Genomic DNA, 16,416 nt, shown 5'->3' on the forward strand with positions numbered 1-16,416 from the left:
GGAGGTCAGTGCTCCGCGAGCTCGCCCGCCGCCTCGGTGAGCGCGGCGAGCACCGGGCGGATCAGCGGGTGCCGCTCGGCGCCGCTGCGGACGGCGGCGAAGACCTTGCGGGTGGCGAGGGCGCTGTCCACCGGACGGACCGCGACCCGGGACAGATCGGTGTCGCGCAGCGCCGAGCGCGGCACCAGCGCGACCCCGGCACCGGCCGAGGCGAGCGCCAGCACGGCCCGGAAGTCGTCCGAGGAGTGCACCAGCCGGGGCTGGAAGCCCGCGTACTCGCAGGCCAGCAGCACCACGTCGTGGCAGGGGTTGCCCGGGTAGGGGCCGATCCACGGCTCGGCCGCCAGGTCGGCGACGGCGACCGGGCCCGGCCCGGCGGCCAGCGGGTGCCCGAGCGGGAGCACCGCCTCGAAGGGCTCGGCGTACAGCGGCACCCGGGTCAGCCGCTGGTCGTCGGCGCGCGGGGCGCCCCGGTACTCGACGGCGACCGCGATGTCGGCCCCGCCGTCCAGCAGCATCGGCAGGCTGGCGTCGCCCTCCGCGTCCAGCACCTTGAGCCGCACGCCGGGTGCGGAGCGGGCCAGGCCGGCGATCGCGGGGGCCAGCACCAGCGCGATGCCGGTCGCGAAGGCGGCCACGGTGACCTCGCCGGCCGCCCCGTCCCGGTACGCCGCGAGATCCGCCTCGGCCCGCTCCAGCTGGGCCAGCACCGCGTCGGCGTGGGTCAGCAGGATCTCGCCGGCCGCCGTCAGCCGCACCCCTCGGCCGTCCCGGGCGAGCAGGTGGTGGCCGGTCTCCTGCTCCAGCGCCGCCAGCTGTTGCGAGACGGCGGAGGGGGTCAGGTAGAGGGCGGCCGCGGCGGCCGTCACGGTCCGGTGGTCGGCCACGGCCCGCAGGGTCCGCAGCCGTCGTGCGTCGATCACCCGGCCATTGTGCCAGCGTGCGGGGTGGCCGCGGCGCGGGAGCTCCGGTACGTCCGCGGTCGGCGGGCGACGGTGCTCAGCGTGGGAGCTCGGGAACGGTCGAGGGTGGCCGGCCGGCGATGATCCGTCCCTGGTTGCGCAGGCTCTCGCTGCCCGGCTCCCAGTAGCCGCTGTGACCGCTGGTGTCGACCTCGATGCGCCGGGCGCCGAACGGGCGCGACTGCGGCTCGGCGCCGAACACCGTGCCGGCGACGGCCTGGATGCCGTCGTCGCGGGCGGTGCCGACCCAGACGTGGGCCGGGTCCAGCTGGAGCGCGGAGGCCCGGTCGACACCCATCCCCGGCCCGGCCAGGGCGATGATCTCGTCGGCGCCCAGCCCACTGCCGCCACGGGCCGCGGCACCGACGGCGTAGCAGCCGTAACTGTGGCCGATCACCGTGGTGTGGCCGGGCGGGCCGCCGCCCCGGGCGGCGCCGAGACCGGCGGTGAAGCGGCGCAGCGGCTCGGCCGCGGCGTCCCCGCGCCCGGTCCGGGCGACGCTGCCGTTGCCCCACTCGGGGGCGTCGTAGCCGAGCCAGGAGACCACCGCCACGGGCTCGCCGGGCCCAGCCGAGGCCTCGGCGGCGCCCTGGAGCCGCCGGATGTGGTCGATCTGGCCCGGTACCCCGGCGAGGACGGTGCCGGTGCCCGGGACGAACACGGCGGTGTGCCGGGCACGGTCCGGGTCGCCGGTCGCGACCACCGCGCGGCCGTCGCCCTCGGGGTCGAGGCCGAGCAGGAACAGCCGGTGCGGCTCCGGGGCGCCGTCGCCCTGGTCGAGCTTGAGCTTGATCGCCTTCAGCGCGGCCACCCGCTCGTTGTACCCGGCGTCGGTCAGGCCGAACGTGCTCGGGCCGCCCTGCTGGAGCTCGTCCAGCCGCTGGTCCAGCACCAGCCGGTTGGCCTGGTCGCGGACGGCCGAGGGCAGCCCGTCCAGCCGGCCGAGCTCGGCCGGGTGCAGCGCGAGGTGGCTGCGCCGCTGGTCGGGGGTGAGGGCGGCCCACCAGGCGGCGCAGGCCGCCGGGTCGGTGCCGTCGGGGAGGGACGGGTCGACCAGGCCGAGCTCCCGGAAGACCGCGGCGGTGTCGGTGGCGGTCTCGGCGGCGGCGCCGAACGGCCGGGGGGCGGTGAGGATGTCCGCGTCCAGCCGCGCGAGGGCCCGCTCGCCCTGGTCGCTGGCCGCCAGCGCGGCCCGGTGCGCGGCGTCGATCCTGGCCTGGAGTTCGGCCGCCCGGGCCGCGAGCTCGGCGCGCTCCGGGTGGCCCGCCGGCTCCTCTGCGGGCGGGCCGACCGTCCCGTCGGCCGACACCGGCAGGCCGCGCTCCTCGGCCCGGCGCACCGCGTTGAGCAGGTTGGTCTGCGCCTGGTGCATCCGCTCGGCGACCGTGTCCAGGCTGAGCGCGGCCGCCTCGGCCTCCACCCGCACCACGTCCAGCAGCTGTTCGGTCTGCTCCATGGTGCGGAACGCGGCGTCCGCGTCGGCGCCCTGCCAGCCGTAGCGCAGCGGGCCGTTGACACCCGTACGGTGCCGGGCGCCGGTCTCCTCCACCGCCCGCGCGAGGGCGCGCCAGCCGTTCGCCGCCTCGTGCAGGTCGGCCGGGTCGAGGCCCAGCAGCAGCGTGTGGACCTCGCTCACCGGGCCACCGGGGCCTTCCAGAGGTCGGCGACCGCTTGGTCGGTGCGGACGTGGCTGTCGGCGTTGGACTCCAGGTTGGCCGCGGTGTCGGCGAGGCGGCCGCGCAGCGCCGCGAGCGGGGCGGCCCAGCCGTCCGCCAGCCGACCGAGGCCCCGGGCGACCGCCCAGCCGGCGAGCCGGCCGGCCCCCGCCGTACTGGCGCCGAGCGCCACCCCGACCGGCCCGTCCAGCTCCACGCCGAGCGCCCGGGCCACCCCGGCGGAGGCCCTCAGCTCACCCGGATCGACCTTGATCCCGTCCAACTCACCACTCCCGCAGCTCGGTTCGGGGCCATACCTTACACGTGGACATCACGCTGAGTGCCCGTGCGATTACCCGACCAAAGAGGGGTCGACCCTGCTCTACGCTGGGTCGCTTTCGAGTGATCAAGGAGCGGTGACGCGGTGCGGAGCGGCACGGTGGTGGCGGAGCGGTACCTGATGGACCGCCGGTTGGGCGCGGGCGGGATGGGCGAGGTGTGGGAGGCCGAGGACCGGCTGCTGCACCGCCGGGTGGCGGTGAAGCTGCTGCACGAGCCGGACGCCGGCGCGCGGGCCCGGTTCCTGCGCGAGGCGCGGGCCGCCGCCGGGCTCCAGCATCCGGGCGTCGTGGTGGTGCACGACTTCGGCGAGTTCGATGAACAGCCCTTCCTGGTGATGGAGTTGCTGCGCGGTCGCTCGCTGGAGAGCGGGCCGGGGGCGCTCGCCCCGACGGTGGGCCAGGTGGCCGAGATCGGCGCCCGGGTGGCCGAGGCACTGGCGGTCGCGCACGCGGCCGGTCTGGTGCACCGCGACGTCAAGCCGAGCAACCTCTTCCGCACCGAGGACGGCACGGTCAAGCTGCTGGACTTCGGCATCGCCCACCACCGGCCGCTCGACGGGGACGGCGCGGCGGAGCGCACCGCGGCCGTGGGCACCCCCGCCTACCTGGCCCCCGAGCAGCTCGGCGGCGGGCCGCTCGACGCCCGTGCCGACCTGTACGCGCTGGGCGGCACGCTGTACGCGCTGCTGGCCGGCCACCCGCCGTTCCGGGGCCGCTCCACGGCCGAGCTGGTGCACCAGCAGCTGTACGCCGTGCCGCCCTCGCTGCGGGCACTGCGGCCGGACGTGCCGGCGGAGTTGGAGGCACTGCTGCTGGGTCTGCTGGCGAAGGACCCGGCCCGGCGGCCGGCCGGCGCGGCCCAGGTCGCCGAGCAACTGGCGGCGCTGGCCGAGCGGTTGACCGGGACGGTGCGACCGCGGGCCGTCCAGCCGATGCCGAAGGGCCATCGGCGGCTCAACCGGGTCACCCGGGTGGTGCTGTCGGTCGCCCTGCTGTCGGTGGTGGCCGGCTGGACGGCCGTCCGGCTCGGGCTGCCGGTCGGCTTCGACTCCGAAGGCTCGGCGGTGGACCCGCTGTTCCGGCCGAACACGCCGACGGCCGCGGCCCGGCCGCCGTGGCTGCGGCTCGGCGACTGCCTGGACTACACCTCCCCCGTAGCCGGGAACCAGGTGGGCCCGGACACCCCGGTCGGCTGGCGGGCGGCCGACTGCGCCGGGCCGCACCAGGCCCAGGTGGCCAAGGTGGAGACACTCCGGACGCCGGTCAACCGGGCGGTGTGGAAGAGCCAGCCGGGCGTACTGCTGGTCGGCTGCGACCAGGCCCGCTCGGCGGCCGAACAGGCCCACCCGGGCGGCCCGCGGCTCGCGGTGGTGGTGCTCGGGCCGAGCGAGGCGGACTGGCTGTCCGGGGCGGAGCGGTACGGCTACTGCACGGTGCACCGGGCCGACGGCGCCCCGCTGGACCTGGAGGTACGGCCGACGGCCGGCCCCGGGTAGCCGGTACGTCCGAGGGCCGGCGCCGGATGGTCCGGGCCGGCCGTCGAACGGGGGGTCAACTCGCGGTCACTCGCCGAGGGCGGCCCGGGCGTCCACGAAGGCCGCCACGGCGCGCTCGACGTCCTCGGTGGAGTGTGCGGCCGACAGCTGGACCCGGATCCGGGCCGCGCCGTGCGGCACCACCGGGTAGGAGAAGCCGATCACGTACACGCCGCGCTCCAGCAGCAGTTCGGCGAGCCGGCCGGCCTTGGCGGCGTCGCCGATCATCACCGGGGCGATGGCGTGCTCGCCGGGCAGGATCTCGAAGCCGGCCTCGGTCATCTTCGTGCGGAACAGCGCGGTGTTGGCCGCGAGCCGCTCGCGCAGGTCGCCCGACTTCTCCAGCAGGTCGAGCACGGTGAGCGAGGCGGCCGCGATCACCGGGGCGAGCGAGTTGGAGAACAGGTACGGGCGGGAGCGCTGGCGCAGCAGGGCGACGATCTCCCGGCGGGCGGCCACGTAGCCGCCGGAGGCACCGCCGAGCGCCTTGCCCAGGGTGCCGGTGATGATGTCCACGCGGTCCATCACGCCGTGCAGTTCGGGGGTGCCGCGGCCGGTGGGGCCGACGAAGCCGACGGCGTGCGAGTCGTCGACCATCACCATCGCGTCGTAGCGGTCGGCCAGGTCGCAGATCTCGCGCAGCGGGGCGATGTAGCCGTCCATCGAGAACACGCCGTCGGTGACGATCAGCCGGCGGCGGGCGTCCTGGGTGTCCTTGAGCTGCTGCTCCAGGTCGGCCAGGTCGCGGTTGGCGTAGCGGTGGCGGCGGGCCTTGCTGAGCCGGATGCCGTCGATGATGCTGGCGTGGTTGAGCGCGTCGGAGATGACGGCGTCGCGCTCGTCCAGCAGGGTCTCGAAGACTCCGCCGTTGGCGTCGAAGCAGGAGGAGTAGAGGATGGTGTCCTCCTGGCCGAGGAAGCCGGAGAGCCGCTCCTCCAGCTCCTTGTGCACGTCCTGGGTACCGCAGATGAAGCGGACCGAGGCCATGCCGTAGCCCCAGCGGTCCAGGGCGTCCTTGGCGGCGGCGACCACGCCGGGGTGGTCGGCCAGGCCCAGGTAGTTGTTGGCGCAGAAGTTCAGCACCTGCCCGGAGCGGCCGGTCACGGCGACCGCGGCGTTCTGCGGGGTGCCGATCACGCGCTCGGGCTTGAACAGGCCGGCCTCGCGGATCTCCTCGATGGTGGCGGCGAGGTCGTCGCGGACGTTGTCGAACACAGTGGCTCCTAGCGGGGGGTCAGAGGGTCGGACGGTCCGGTCTCAGGCGGTCCAGTCGAGGATGACCTTGCCGCAGTTGCCGCCGGCGGCCTCGTCGAAGGCGGCCTCGAACTCGGTGGCGGGGTAGCGGCCGGTGATCACCGGGGTGAGGTCCAGGCCACCCTCCAGCAGGACGGACATCGCGTACCAGGTCTCGAACATCTCCCGGCCGTAGATGCCCTTGATGGTGATCATCGAGGTGACGATCCGGGCCCAGTCGACCGGGAAGTCGTCGGCGGGCAGGCCGAGCATGGCGATCTTGCCGCCGTGGGTCATGTTGGCGATCATCGACTGCATCGCCTCGGGGCGGCCGGACATCTCCAGGCCGACGTCGAAGCCCTCGCGCAGGCCGAGCTTCTGCTGGCCCTCCTCGATGGTGTGCTCGGCGACGTTCAGCGCCAGCGTCACACCGACCTCGCGGGCCAGGTCCAGCCGGTACGGGGAGACGTCGGTGATCATCACGTTCCGGGCGCCGGCGTGCTTGGCGACGGCGGCGGCCATGATGCCGATCGGGCCGGCGCCGGTGACCAGCACGTCCTCGCCGACCATCGGGAAGGAGAGCGCGGTGTGCACGGCGTTGCCGAACGGGTCGAAGATCGCGGCGACGTCCAGGTCGACCGGGACCCGGTGCACCCAGACGTTGGAGGCGGGCAGCGCCACATACTCGGCGAAGGCACCGTTGCGGTTGACGCCCAGGCCCACCGTGTTGCGGCACAGGTGCCGGCGGCCGGCCAGGCAGTTGCGACACTTGCCGCAGACCAGGTGGCCCTCGCCCGAGACCAGGTCGCCCACGGTGATGTCGGCGACGGCGGAGCCGATCGCGGCCACCTCGCCGACGAACTCGTGGCCGAGCACCAGCGGGGTCTTGATGGTGTTCTGCGCCCAGCCGTCCCACCTGCGGATGTGCAGGTCGGTGCCGCAGATGCCGGTGCGCAGCACCTTGATCAGCACATCGCCGGGGCCGATCTCGGGCTCGGGGACGTCCATCAGCCAGAGCCCGGGCTCGGCCTGCTGCTTGACGAGTGCCTTCACGGGGTGAGCTCCTGACGCACGCTGGGGACGCGACCTGGTGTGGGCAGGCCGAAACCGCCCGGCCTCGCCGCACGCGGCTCGGGGAGCCGCGCGCCCGACCGGGCACGAGCAATCTGCCTGGTCGCAGGGGGTGCGGTCCATCGAGGAATTCTTAACGGCGGCCACAGCAGGGCTTCACGATCGTCCCCGAGCTGCACCCCGGCCCCGCAGCCGGCAGCCCGATCTCCACCCGTTCGGCCCACCTCCGCCGTTGCCGGGTCGGATCTTCCCTCCGGCCCGGTCGGCCTCGTAGGTTCGTACCGACCGCGGGCCGCCCGCCCCGCGGCGGCCCCACCCGAACGAGGAGCGCCCACCGGTGATCGTGATCGCCCAGCTCAGCGACATCCACCTCGACGGCACCCGGCGCAGCGCCGAGCGCACCCGGGCCGTGCTGGCCCACCTGGAGGATCTGCCGTACGACCTGGCGGCCGTCCTGGTCACCGGCGACATCGCCGACCACGGGCTGCCGGCCGAGTACGAGCAGGCCCGCGAGCTGCTGCGCTCCCGCCACCCCGTGCTGATCTGCCCCGGCAACCACGACGACCGGGCCGCCTTCCGCCGGCACCTGCTGGGTGAGCCGGGCGGGTCGGCGGCGCCGGTCAACCAGGTGCACCGGGGCGAGGGGTTCGTGATCGCGCTGTGCGACTCCTCGGTGCCCGGCGAGCACCGCGGCCTGCTCGACGAGGAGACCCTCGGCTGGCTGGGCGGCGTGCTCGCCGACACTCCGGACGGGACACCGGTGCTGGTCGGCTTCCACCACCCGCCGGCCGCGCTGCACGTGCCGTACGTGGACGGCATCCGGCAGTTCGGCGAGGAGCGGCTGGCGGCCCTGGTGGAGCGGCACCCCGGGATCGCCGGCTTCCTGGCCGGCCACGCCCACACCGCGGCGGCCACCACCTTCGCCGGGCGGCCGCTGCTGGTGGCACCCGGGGTGACCTCCACCATCCGGCTGCCGTGGGAGCCCCGGGAGCACCCGGCGGACCACGTCCACCTGGACCTCCCGCCGGCGCTCGCCTACCACGTGCTGGCCGAGGACGGGCGGCTCACCACGCACTTCCGCCCGGTTCTCGGCTGACGGCGGGGCGGGGCGGGCCGGTCAGCCCTTGACCGCGCCCTCCTCGACGCCCTGGAAGAAGAAGCGCTGGAGCGCCGCGAAGACCAGCACGATCGGCAGGAAGGCGATCATCGTGCCGGCCGCGATCAGTCGGGGGTTGGCGCTGAAGGTGCCGTTCAGGTACTGGAGTCCGACGGTGAGGGTGTAGTGGTCGGGGTCGTTGAGGACGATCAGCGGCCAGAGGAAGTCGTCCCAGGCTCCGATGAAGGCGAAGATCACCACCACGCTGAGCATCCCGCGCACGTTGGGCAGCCCGACGTGGACCAGCCGCTGCCAGACGTTGGCGCCGTCCACCAGGGCGGCGGAGTCGAGTTCGGGCGGGACGGCCTGGAAGGCGGTGCGCATCAGCAGCACGTTGAGCATCCCGATCGCCCCGGGCAGCGCCACCCCGAGCAGGGTGTCGGCCAGGCCCAGGCTGCGCACCGTCACGTACTGGGAGACGATGGTGACCTCGCCGGGGAGCACCAGGGTGGCCAGCAGCAGCCCGAGCACGGCCCGCCCGCCGCGGAACCGCAGCCGGGCCAGCGCGAAGCCGGCGAAGGTGGCGCCGACCGCGTTGCCGGCCACCGTGACCGCGGCCACCAGCAGGGAGTTGACCGCGTAGGTCCACACCGGCACGGTGCGGGCCACCTCAGCGTAGTTGGCCAGGGTCGGGTCGTGCGGGAGGAAGCCGGGGCTGCGGGTGTAGACGTCCTCGCCGGCGCCCTTGAGCGAGGTGGACAGCTCCCACAGGAACGGGCCGACGGTCAGCAGCAGGACGAGCCCCAACAGTAGGTAGCGCACCGCCCGCTCGGCCGGCGACGTGGTGTTGAAGCCCCGGGCGGGGCGGCCGGGCCGCATCAGGCCTCCTTCCGGTTGAGCCGCAGCAGCAGGAGCATCGGCCCGATGGTGACGGCGAACAGCAGCAGGCTCAGCGCGGAGGCGTAGCCGAGGTGGCCGGTGAAGCCCCGGGAGTACATCTGGATCAGCATCACCACCGACATGTCCCGCCCGCCCGGGCCGCCGGTGCCGTCGGACAGTACGTACAGCTCGGAGAAGACCCGCAGCGCGGAGACCGAGATCAGCACCGAGACCAGCAGCATGGTGGTGCGCACGCCCGGCAGGGTGACGTGCCAGAACCGGCGCAGCGCCGAGGCGCCGTCGACCGCGGCGGCCTCGTGCAGCTCGCGGCCGATGTTCCCGAGGGCGGACAGGTAGATGACCATGTAGTAGCCCAGGCCCTTCCAGACCGTCAGGCCGATCGCGCTGAGCAGCAGCAGCCAGCGGTCGGTGAGGAAGGGCACCGGCCGCTGCACCGCGCCGAGTTGCTGCGCCAGGCCGTTGACCAGGCCGCGGTCGTCGAGCACCCAGCCCCAGATCAGCGCGACCACCACGGCCGAGGCGATCACCGGGGTGTAGAAGGCGGTCCGGAAGACCGTGATACCGGGCAGCCGCTTCTCCACCAGGACGGCCAGCAGCAGCGGCAGCAGGGTCAGCAGTGGCAGGCAGACCAGCAGGTAGACCACGCTGTTGAGCAGGGCGTCGGCCAACTGCTCGTCCCCGAGGGCCCGGTGGAAGTTGTCCAGGCCGACGAAGTGTCCGCCGCCGAGCGGTCTGGCGTTGGTGAAGGAGAGGATCACGGTGTTGAGCGAGGGCCACAGGTTGAAGACCGCGAGCCAGAGCACCGCCGGGCCGACCAGCAGCCAGGGGGTGAACCAGCGCCGGTGGGTGAGCCGGGCGGCCGACGGGTGGGTCATGGGGACGCCTTTCCGCCGGAGCGGGGGCCGCCGGTGGGGCGGCCCCCGGCTCCGACCGGGCCTACTGCTTGAGGAGTTGGTTGCAGCGGGCCACCGCGGTGTCCAGGGCCTGCTGCGAGGTGGCCCCGCCGCTGACGGCGAGGGCGATCTGCTGGTTGACGATGTCGCTCATCGCGCCGTCCACCTGGACCGGTTGCAGCATCGCCGCCTTGGCCAGCGAGGCGAAGGCGATCACCTTGGCGTCGCCCGCGTTGGTGCCGTCGCTCCTGGCGAAGAACGGGTCCTGCGCGGAGGCCTTGGTGGACGGGAAGATGCTGGTGAGGTGGGCGAAGGCGGCCTGGTTCTCGGCGTCGGTCACCCAGCGGGCCAGCGCCACCGCGGTCGGACGGTTCTTCCCCGCGGCGGAGACCGAGAGCCCCTGCACGTACAGCGGCGGGGTGCCCATGGCCGGGGAGGGCACGACCTTCGGGGCCAGGGAGGGGTTGTCGGTGGCGAGCGAGCCGATGTAGTTGCCGCCGCCGGTGGTCCAGGCGACGGTGCCGGCGGTGAACAGCTTGGCGTTGCCAGCGTACTTGTCGGTCAGCACGTCCTGCGGCAGCAGTCCGCGCCCGAAGGCGTCCCGGTACTTGTCGAGCAGCGCGGCGGCCTCGGGCGTGTTGAAGGTGAAGCTCTTCCCGTCGGCCGCCATGATCTTGACGCCGGCGTTGGCGAAGTCCCCGAGGCCGGGCTTGCGGCTCATCAGGTAGACCTGGCCGCCGGACTTCTCCTTGACCACCTCGGCCTGGGTGATCAGCTCGTCCAGGGTGGTCGGCGGCTTCCTCGGGTCGAGGCCGTACCGGGTGAGCAGCTCGCCGTTCCAGTAGTCGACGTCGGTGTTGAGGTACCACGGGTAGCCGTACGCGCCGCTGTGCCCGGGGAAGCGGTAGGCGTCGATGCCGCCGGCCACGTAGTCGTCGGCGAGCCCGGGGTCGGCCCGCGCGACGTCCAGCAGGAGGTTCTGGCCGACCAGCGGGAGGGCGAAGTCGGGCGGCAGGTTGACCACGTCCGGCAGGGTGCCGCCGGCGGCCTGGCTGAGGACCTTGTCGGCGTAGCCGTCGCCGGGCTGGTCGAGCCAGTCGACCTCGGTGCCCGGGTACTTCTTCTCGAAGGCGTCGATGACGCTCTGCATGTAGTCGGTGAACTTGGGTTTCAGGGCCCAGGTCTGGAGCGAGACCTTGCCCTTCACCGCGCCGGTGACCGCTCCGCCGGCGTCCTCGGACGCCTTCCCGCCGCCGAGCCCGCAGCCCGTCAGCGTGGCGGCCGCGACCAGCGCCACGGTCAGCCGTGTCCAGTACCTTCGCATGAGTTCTCCCGGTCTGCCCTGACAGGACGCGCGTGCGCCGTCTGTTGCGGAGGAGCTTCGAAAGGAGCGAGGAGGGCCGCCGGTGGATGCCGCGGATACTGCGTCAGGGGCCCGTCCCGGCGATTCACTAAACCGGTCTAGCGACTGGGGACTATCCTCCGGGCTAGACTGCGGTGTCAAGACGCCGGCACCGGCGCCGTACCGGGCGGCCGGCGGACCGGGCCCGGCCGCGCCCCGCCGCCGGCACCACCCGCCGGAGCCTGCCGCGGCCTCGCCGAACCCTCCGTCGTACTCTCGCCGTACCCTCCGTCGTACCCCGCCGGTCCGGCCGTCCGCGGACCGGCCGCCCGCGGTGACCCGCCGCAGTGACCAGCAGTGACCAGCGCCCGTGCGTACGGGAAGAGGAGCCGCCGTCCGTGTCCAGACCGACCATCGCCGACATCGCCCAGCGGGCCGGGGTGTCCAAGGGGGCCGTCTCGTTCGCCCTGAACGGCCGGCCGGGCGTCAGCGACAGCACCAGGCAGCGGATCCTGCGGGTCGCCGAGGAGATGAACTGGCGCCCGCACAGCGCCGCCCGGGCGCTCGGCGGGGCCCGGGCCGGGGCGGTCGGGCTGGTGCTCGCCCGGCCGGCCAGGACCATCGGGGTCGAGCCGTTCTTCGCCCAGCTGCTGTCGGGGCTCCAGGCCGGGCTCTCCGCGCACGCGGTCGCCCTCCAGCTGATGGTGGTCGAGGACACCGCCGCCGAGGTGGAGGTCTACCGGCGCTGGGCCTCGGAGCACCGGGTGGACGGCTTCATCCTGGTCGACCTGCAGCTGCGCGACCCGCGGATCGAGGTGCTGGAGGAGCTCGGCCTGCCGACCGTGGTGCTGGGCGGACCGGGCCGGCACGGGCGGCTGCCGGCGGTCTGGGCGGACGACCGGGCGGCGATGCTGTCGATCGTCGACTACCTGGCCGCGCTGGGCCACCGCCGGATCGCCCACCTCGCCGGGCTGCCCGCCTTCCAGCACACCCAGCGCCGGATCCGCGCGCTGCGCGACGCCTCCCGCCGGCTCGGGCTGGCGGAGGCGGTCTCGGTGCCGACCGACTTCAGCGACGCCGAGGGCGCCGCGGCCACCCGCGCGCTGCTGGCCCGCTCGCCCCGCCCGACCGCGATCGTCTACGACAGCGACGTGATGGCGGTGGCCGGCCTCGGGGTGGCCGCCGAGATGGGCGTGTCGGTGCCCGGCGAGCTGTCCGTGGTGTCCTTCGACGACTCGGTGCTGGCCCGGATCGTGCACCCCGCGCTCACCGCGCTCTCCCGGGACACCTTCGCCCTCGGCGAGCAGGTCGCCGGCGCGCTGCTCGGCGCGATCGCCGATCCATCGTCCGCGCAGGACCTCAAGACCGCCACGCCGCGGCTGACCGTGCGGGAGAGCACCGCGCCACCCGGTCTTGGCAGGCTCACTAAATCGGTTTAGGCTCCCACCGAAGCGCACGGCGAAGGAGCCGGCCCGGCCGGCCGCCGTGCCGTGCGCACCGCCGGGGCCCGCCGGGCCCCGACCGGCAGCAGGAGGTCGCGTGTGACCCCGCAGCACCCTGGCCCCGGCCGTCTCCGGTTCGGTGCCAACTACGTCCCCTCCTCGGGCTGGCTGTACAGCTGGCTGGACTTCGACGCGGACACCGCCAGACGCGACTTCGAGGACCTCGCCGGGCTCGGCCTGGACCACGTCCGGGTCTTCCCGATCTGGCCCTGGATCCAGCCGAACCGCTCGCTGATCCGCCGCCAGGGCATCGAAGACCTCCTCCAACTGATCGATGTGGCAGCCGAGTTCGAGCTCGATGTGGCGGTCGACCTGCTGCAGGGCCACCTCTCCAGCTTCGACTTCCTGCCTTCCTGGGTGCTCACCTGGCACCAGCGCAGCGTCTTCACCGACGAGCTGGTCCGCACCGGTCTCGGCACGTACGTGGACCAGGTCTGCCGGGCCGTCGCCACCCGCGCCAACGTCTTCGCGGTGACCCTGGGCAACGAGGTCAACAACCTCTGGCCGGCCAACCCGACCAGCGCCCGCGCCTCCGCCGCCTGGGCCGCCGAACTGCTCGACGCCGCCCGGGCGGCCGCACCGCGCCTGCTCAGCCTCTACTCGCTGTACGACGCCGCCTGGTACGAGCCCGACCACCCGTTCCACCCGGCCGACGCCGTCGAGTTGGGCGATCTCACCACCGTGCACTCCTGGGTGTTCAACGGCGTCTCCGCGCTGGACCGGCCGCTCGGCCGCGCGCTCGGCCCGGCGACCACCTCGCACGCCGACTACCTGGTCGAGCTCGCCGCGGCCGGGTCGGCCGACCCGGGCCGACCGGTCTGGCTCCAGGAGGTCGGCGCCCCGCAGCCGGACATCCCGGCGGCCGAGGCCGCCGAGTTCGCCCGCCTGATGATCGACCAGGTCGCGCCCAACCCGGCACTCTGGGGCGTCACCTGGTGGTGCTCCCACGACATCGACCGCCGGCTGGTGGACTTCCCGGACCGGGAGTACGACCTCGGCCTGTTCACCGTGGACCACCGGCGCAAGCCGCTCGCCGCTCAACTGGCCGCCTCGATCGCCGAGTTGCGCGCCGGGCGGACGGTCGCCCGAGGCCGCCCGGCGATCCTCTGCGAGGTCGACCTGCGCACCCAGCCGGAGCGCCGGGCCGAGGTCGCCCCCGGCAGTGCGTTCCACGCCGAGTGGGTACGGCTGCGCCAGGCCGGCCCGCTCGCCATCGTGCCCGCCCACCGCGCGGGTGACCAGGCCTACCTGGCCGCCCGCGGCATCGCCACCGTGCTCACCCGCACCTGAGCACCCGCCCGGCACACCCTGCACCGCCCGCGCCACCAGCACCACCCGCACCACCCGCACCGCACCGCACCGCCCCGCACCATCCGCAAGACCGGCCGACACACCCCCACGTAACGCTGGACTGGAGAGACGGATGCGACGACCACTCACCCTGCTGCTCTGCGCCGCCTTAGGTGCCGCCGCCCTCGGCGCCACCCCCGCCGCGGCCGACGCGCCCGGCCCGGCCGGGGCCGCCCGCCCCGGGGCGGCGACCGCCGCCGGCAGCCAGCCCTACGCGTCCTACTGGTATCCCCGGACGATCCTGAACTGGGATCCGGCCACCGACCCGGACGCCCGGTTCAACCGCTCGCGGGTGCCGCTGCAGCCCCGCACCTCGGACCCGGCCCTCAAGGCCAACGCCAACGCCCGGGCCGGCGAGGGCAAGGTCGCCTCGCTGGTCTCCTTCGGGCCGACCTCCGGCAACCCCTCGCAGGGCTCGGCCGATCCCCACTACTACGCCTTCGGCTACTGGCAGTACGTGGACAAGCTGGTCTTCTGGGGCGGCTCGGCCGGCGAGGGCCTGATCCTCGCCCCCAACTCCACCGTGATCGACGCCGCGCACCGCAACGGCGTCAAGGTCTACGGCACCGTCTTCTTCCCACCCACCGCCTACGGCGGCCAGCTCCAGTGGGTGCGCGACTTCGCCCAGAAGTCCGGCTCGCGCTACCCGGTCGCCGACAAGCTGGTGCAGGCCGCGCAGTACTACGGGTTCGACGGCTGGTTCATCAACCAGGAGACCGACGGCGGCGACGCCGCGCTGGCCACCGAGCTGCGCAACGAGATCAGGTACGCCAAGGCCCAGGGCCCGACCGACTTCATGTGGTACGACGCGATGACCGAGTCCGGCTCGGTCACCTGGCAGAACCAGCTGGACTCCGCCAACGACGCCTTCCTGCAGGACCCGGCCCGGGTCTCCGACTCCATGTTCGTCAACTTCGGCTGGACCTCCGGCAGCCTGAACTCCTCGCGCTCGCTGGCCCGTTCGCTCGGGCGCAGCGAGTACGAGCTGTACTCCGGGATCGACACCGAGGCCAACGGATACAACACCTCGGTGAACTGGGGCGCGCTCTTCCCGGCCGGCCAGCCGCACACCACCTCGCTCGGCCTCTACCGCCCGGAGTGGACCTGGAAGTCCGCCACCGACCGGGCCGACTTCTACGCCAAGGACTCCCGCTACTGGGTCGGCGCCAACGCCGACCCCTCCGACACCACCACCTCGGCGGCCTGGAAGGGCCTGGCCTCCTACCTGGCGGAGTCCTCCCCGATCACCGCCAAGCCGTTCGTCACCTCCTTCGACACCGGCCAGGGCGACTTCTGGAACTCCGCCGGTGCCCGGGTCGCCACCGGCGGCTGGAACAACCTCTCGCTCCAGGACGTCCCGCCGACCTACCGCTGGCTGGTCTCCTCCACCGGGACGAAGCTCACCCCCTCGATCGACTTCACCGACGCGTACGAGGGCGGCTCCACGCTGCGCCTGAGCGGACGGCTGGACGCCACCAACACCGTGCGGCTGTACCAGACCCGGCTTCCGGTGGCCGCGGACACCAAGCTCTCCGTGGTGCTGAAGACCCCGGCCGCCGGGCCGACCGGTCTCAAGGCCGCGGTCTCCTTCACGGACTCCCCCGCCACCTTCACCACGCTGGACCTCGGCGCCACCGGCGGCACCGGCTGGGAGCGCAAGTCCCTGGACCTGTCCGCCTTCGCCGGCCGCACCATCGCCCAGCTGGGCCTCCAGGTCACCGGCTCCTCCCCCGCGTACGACCTCAAGGTCGGCCAGCTCGCGGTGTACGACGGCGCGGTGGACGCCACCGCGGCGCCCGCCGGGGTCACCGTGCTGGGCAACACCGACGTCTCAGCCACCCGCAGGTCGCTGCGGCTGGCGTGGACACCGCCCACCGGCGCCGTGCACCACTACGAGGTCTACCGCCGCAACCCGGACGGCACCCGCTCCTTCCTCGGGGCCACGCCCAACGACTCGTACTTCGTCCCGCAGTTGGACCGGGTCGGCAGCGAGAGCACGACCACGATCGAGGTCGAGGCCGTCTCCGCCGAGTACGGCCGCTCCGCCGCGGCGAGCACCCTCGTCGGCTGGAGCACCACCCCGCCGGCCGAGAGCAACCTGGCGCTCGGGCGCCCCGCCACCGCCTCCGGTCAGTGCAACAGCTCGGAGGGCCCGGCCAAGGCCGTCAACGGCAGCGTCGGCGGCGGCAACGCCGACAAGTGGTGCGCGCTGACCGGCAGCAAGTGGCTGGAGGTGGACCTCGGTGCGGCCCGGACGCTGTCGCGGTTCGTGGTGAAGCACGCGGCGGCCGGCGGCGAGAGCGCCTCCTGGAACACCCGCGACTATTCCGTCCAGGTCCGCAACTCCACCGCCGACCCGTGGACCACCGCCGCCACCGTCAGCGGCAACACCGCGGCCAGCACCACCAGCCCGGTCGCGGTGACCGCCCGCTACGTCCGGCTGGTGATCACCAAGCCGACCCAGACCACCGATCCCGCCGCCCGCATCTACGAGTTCGAGGCCTGGGGCTCATAGGCCCGTCCATCCGAGCGAGAG

At 73.9% G+C, this 16,416-nt stretch carries 13 protein-coding genes; 5 read left to right on the forward strand and 8 right to left on the reverse strand.

Features of this window, described 5'->3' with window-relative positions; all coding sequences use genetic code 11:
• Positions 1–5 precede the first annotated feature (5 nt).
• The 3 genes from AB0K43_RS08140 to AB0K43_RS08150 all read right to left on the reverse strand — a co-directional run bounded on the left by AB0K43_RS08140 (position 6) and on the right by AB0K43_RS08150 (position 2,900).
• Positions 6–923, reverse strand: a complete 918-nt coding sequence (locus AB0K43_RS08140; protein ID WP_363637041.1) for a LysR family transcriptional regulator — start codon at positions 921–923, stop codon at positions 6–8.
• Positions 924–999: 76 nt separating this feature from the next.
• Complete coding sequence (locus AB0K43_RS08145; protein WP_363637043.1) at positions 1,000–2,598, reverse strand: alpha/beta hydrolase; 1,599 nt, start codon at positions 2,596–2,598, stop codon at positions 1,000–1,002.
• Positions 2,595–2,900 (reverse strand): hypothetical protein, encoded by a 306-nt coding sequence (locus AB0K43_RS08150; protein ID WP_363637045.1) that lies wholly within the window; start codon positions 2,898–2,900, stop codon positions 2,595–2,597. Before AB0K43_RS08150 ends, AB0K43_RS08145 begins: the two co-directional genes overlap by 4 nt.
• Before the next feature lie 141 nt (positions 2,901–3,041).
• On the opposite strand from AB0K43_RS08150, the gene AB0K43_RS08155 reads away from it, so the two are divergent.
• Positions 3,042–4,454 (forward strand): serine/threonine-protein kinase, encoded by a 1,413-nt coding sequence (locus AB0K43_RS08155; protein WP_363637047.1) that lies wholly within the window; start codon positions 3,042–3,044, stop codon positions 4,452–4,454.
• 66 nt (positions 4,455–4,520) lie between these two features.
• Here the strand turns inward: AB0K43_RS08155 and AB0K43_RS08160 are convergent, their stop codons facing one another.
• Positions 4,521–5,708, reverse strand: a complete 1,188-nt coding sequence (locus AB0K43_RS08160) for a glycine C-acetyltransferase (protein ID WP_363637049.1) — start codon at positions 5,706–5,708, stop codon at positions 4,521–4,523.
• Positions 5,709–5,750: 42 nt separating this feature from the next.
• Positions 5,751–6,779, reverse strand: coding sequence for an L-threonine 3-dehydrogenase (gene tdh / locus AB0K43_RS08165; RefSeq protein WP_363637051.1), 1,029 nt, complete (start codon positions 6,777–6,779; stop codon positions 5,751–5,753).
• Between the two features lie 355 nt (positions 6,780–7,134).
• On the opposite strand from tdh, the gene AB0K43_RS08170 reads away from it, so the two are divergent.
• The gene (locus AB0K43_RS08170) at positions 7,135–7,893 is read left to right on the forward strand and encodes a metallophosphoesterase (RefSeq protein ID WP_363637053.1); all 759 of its coding nucleotides are present in this window, start codon (positions 7,135–7,137) and stop codon (positions 7,891–7,893) included.
• Positions 7,894–7,914: 21 nt separating this feature from the next.
• On the opposite strand, the gene AB0K43_RS08175 is transcribed toward AB0K43_RS08170, so the two are convergent.
• From AB0K43_RS08175 to AB0K43_RS08185, 3 genes are all read right to left on the reverse strand, one after another.
• A complete protein-coding gene (locus tag AB0K43_RS08175; RefSeq protein ID WP_363637055.1) occupies positions 7,915–8,772 on the reverse strand; it encodes a carbohydrate ABC transporter permease in 858 nt (285 codons plus the stop codon).
• Positions 8,772–9,668: a sugar ABC transporter permease gene (locus tag AB0K43_RS08180; protein WP_363637057.1), complete on the reverse strand. Its 897-nt coding sequence runs from the start codon at positions 9,666–9,668 to the stop codon at positions 8,772–8,774. The genes AB0K43_RS08175 and AB0K43_RS08180 overlap by 1 nt, the downstream gene beginning before the upstream one ends.
• 61 nt (positions 9,669–9,729) lie before the next feature.
• Complete coding sequence (locus AB0K43_RS08185; protein WP_363637059.1) at positions 9,730–11,010, reverse strand: extracellular solute-binding protein; 1,281 nt, start codon at positions 11,008–11,010, stop codon at positions 9,730–9,732.
• Positions 11,011–11,426: 416 nt separating this feature from the next.
• Here AB0K43_RS08185 and AB0K43_RS08190 point away from each other — a divergent pair, with 416 nt between their 5' ends.
• From AB0K43_RS08190 to AB0K43_RS08200, 3 genes are all read left to right on the forward strand, one after another.
• Complete coding sequence (locus AB0K43_RS08190; RefSeq protein WP_363637061.1) at positions 11,427–12,467, forward strand: LacI family DNA-binding transcriptional regulator; 1,041 nt, start codon at positions 11,427–11,429, stop codon at positions 12,465–12,467.
• A 102-nt stretch (positions 12,468–12,569) separates the two neighbouring features.
• Positions 12,570–13,820 (forward strand): glycosyl hydrolase, encoded by a 1,251-nt coding sequence (locus AB0K43_RS08195; RefSeq protein WP_363637063.1) that lies wholly within the window; start codon positions 12,570–12,572, stop codon positions 13,818–13,820.
• 133 nt (positions 13,821–13,953) lie between these two features.
• Positions 13,954–16,395, forward strand: a complete 2,442-nt coding sequence (locus AB0K43_RS08200) for a discoidin domain-containing protein (RefSeq protein ID WP_363637065.1) — start codon at positions 13,954–13,956, stop codon at positions 16,393–16,395.
• Positions 16,396–16,416: the final 21 nt, after the last annotated feature.

It is taken from the genome of Kitasatospora sp. NPDC049258 (assembly GCF_040678895.1).
In the GTDB taxonomy this organism is placed as follows: Bacteria; Actinomycetota; Actinomycetes; order Streptomycetales; family Streptomycetaceae; genus Kitasatospora.

What these genes read in the sequence shown, in the direction of transcription:
- AB0K43_RS08180 (WP_363637057.1), bottom strand. Translation starts at nt 9,668, where the DNA reads ATGACCCACCCGTCGGCCGCCCGGCTCACCCACCGGCGCTGGTTCACC.
- AB0K43_RS08185 (WP_363637059.1), bottom strand. Translation starts at nt 11,010, where the DNA reads ATGCGAAGGTACTGGACACGGCTGACCGTGGCGCTGGTCGCGGCCGCC.
- AB0K43_RS08175 (WP_363637055.1), bottom strand. Translation starts at nt 8,772, where the DNA reads ATGCGGCCCGGCCGCCCCGCCCGGGGCTTCAACACCACGTCGCCGGCC.
- AB0K43_RS08200 (WP_363637065.1), top strand. Translation starts at nt 13,954, where the DNA reads ATGCGACGACCACTCACCCTGCTGCTCTGCGCCGCCTTAGGTGCCGCC.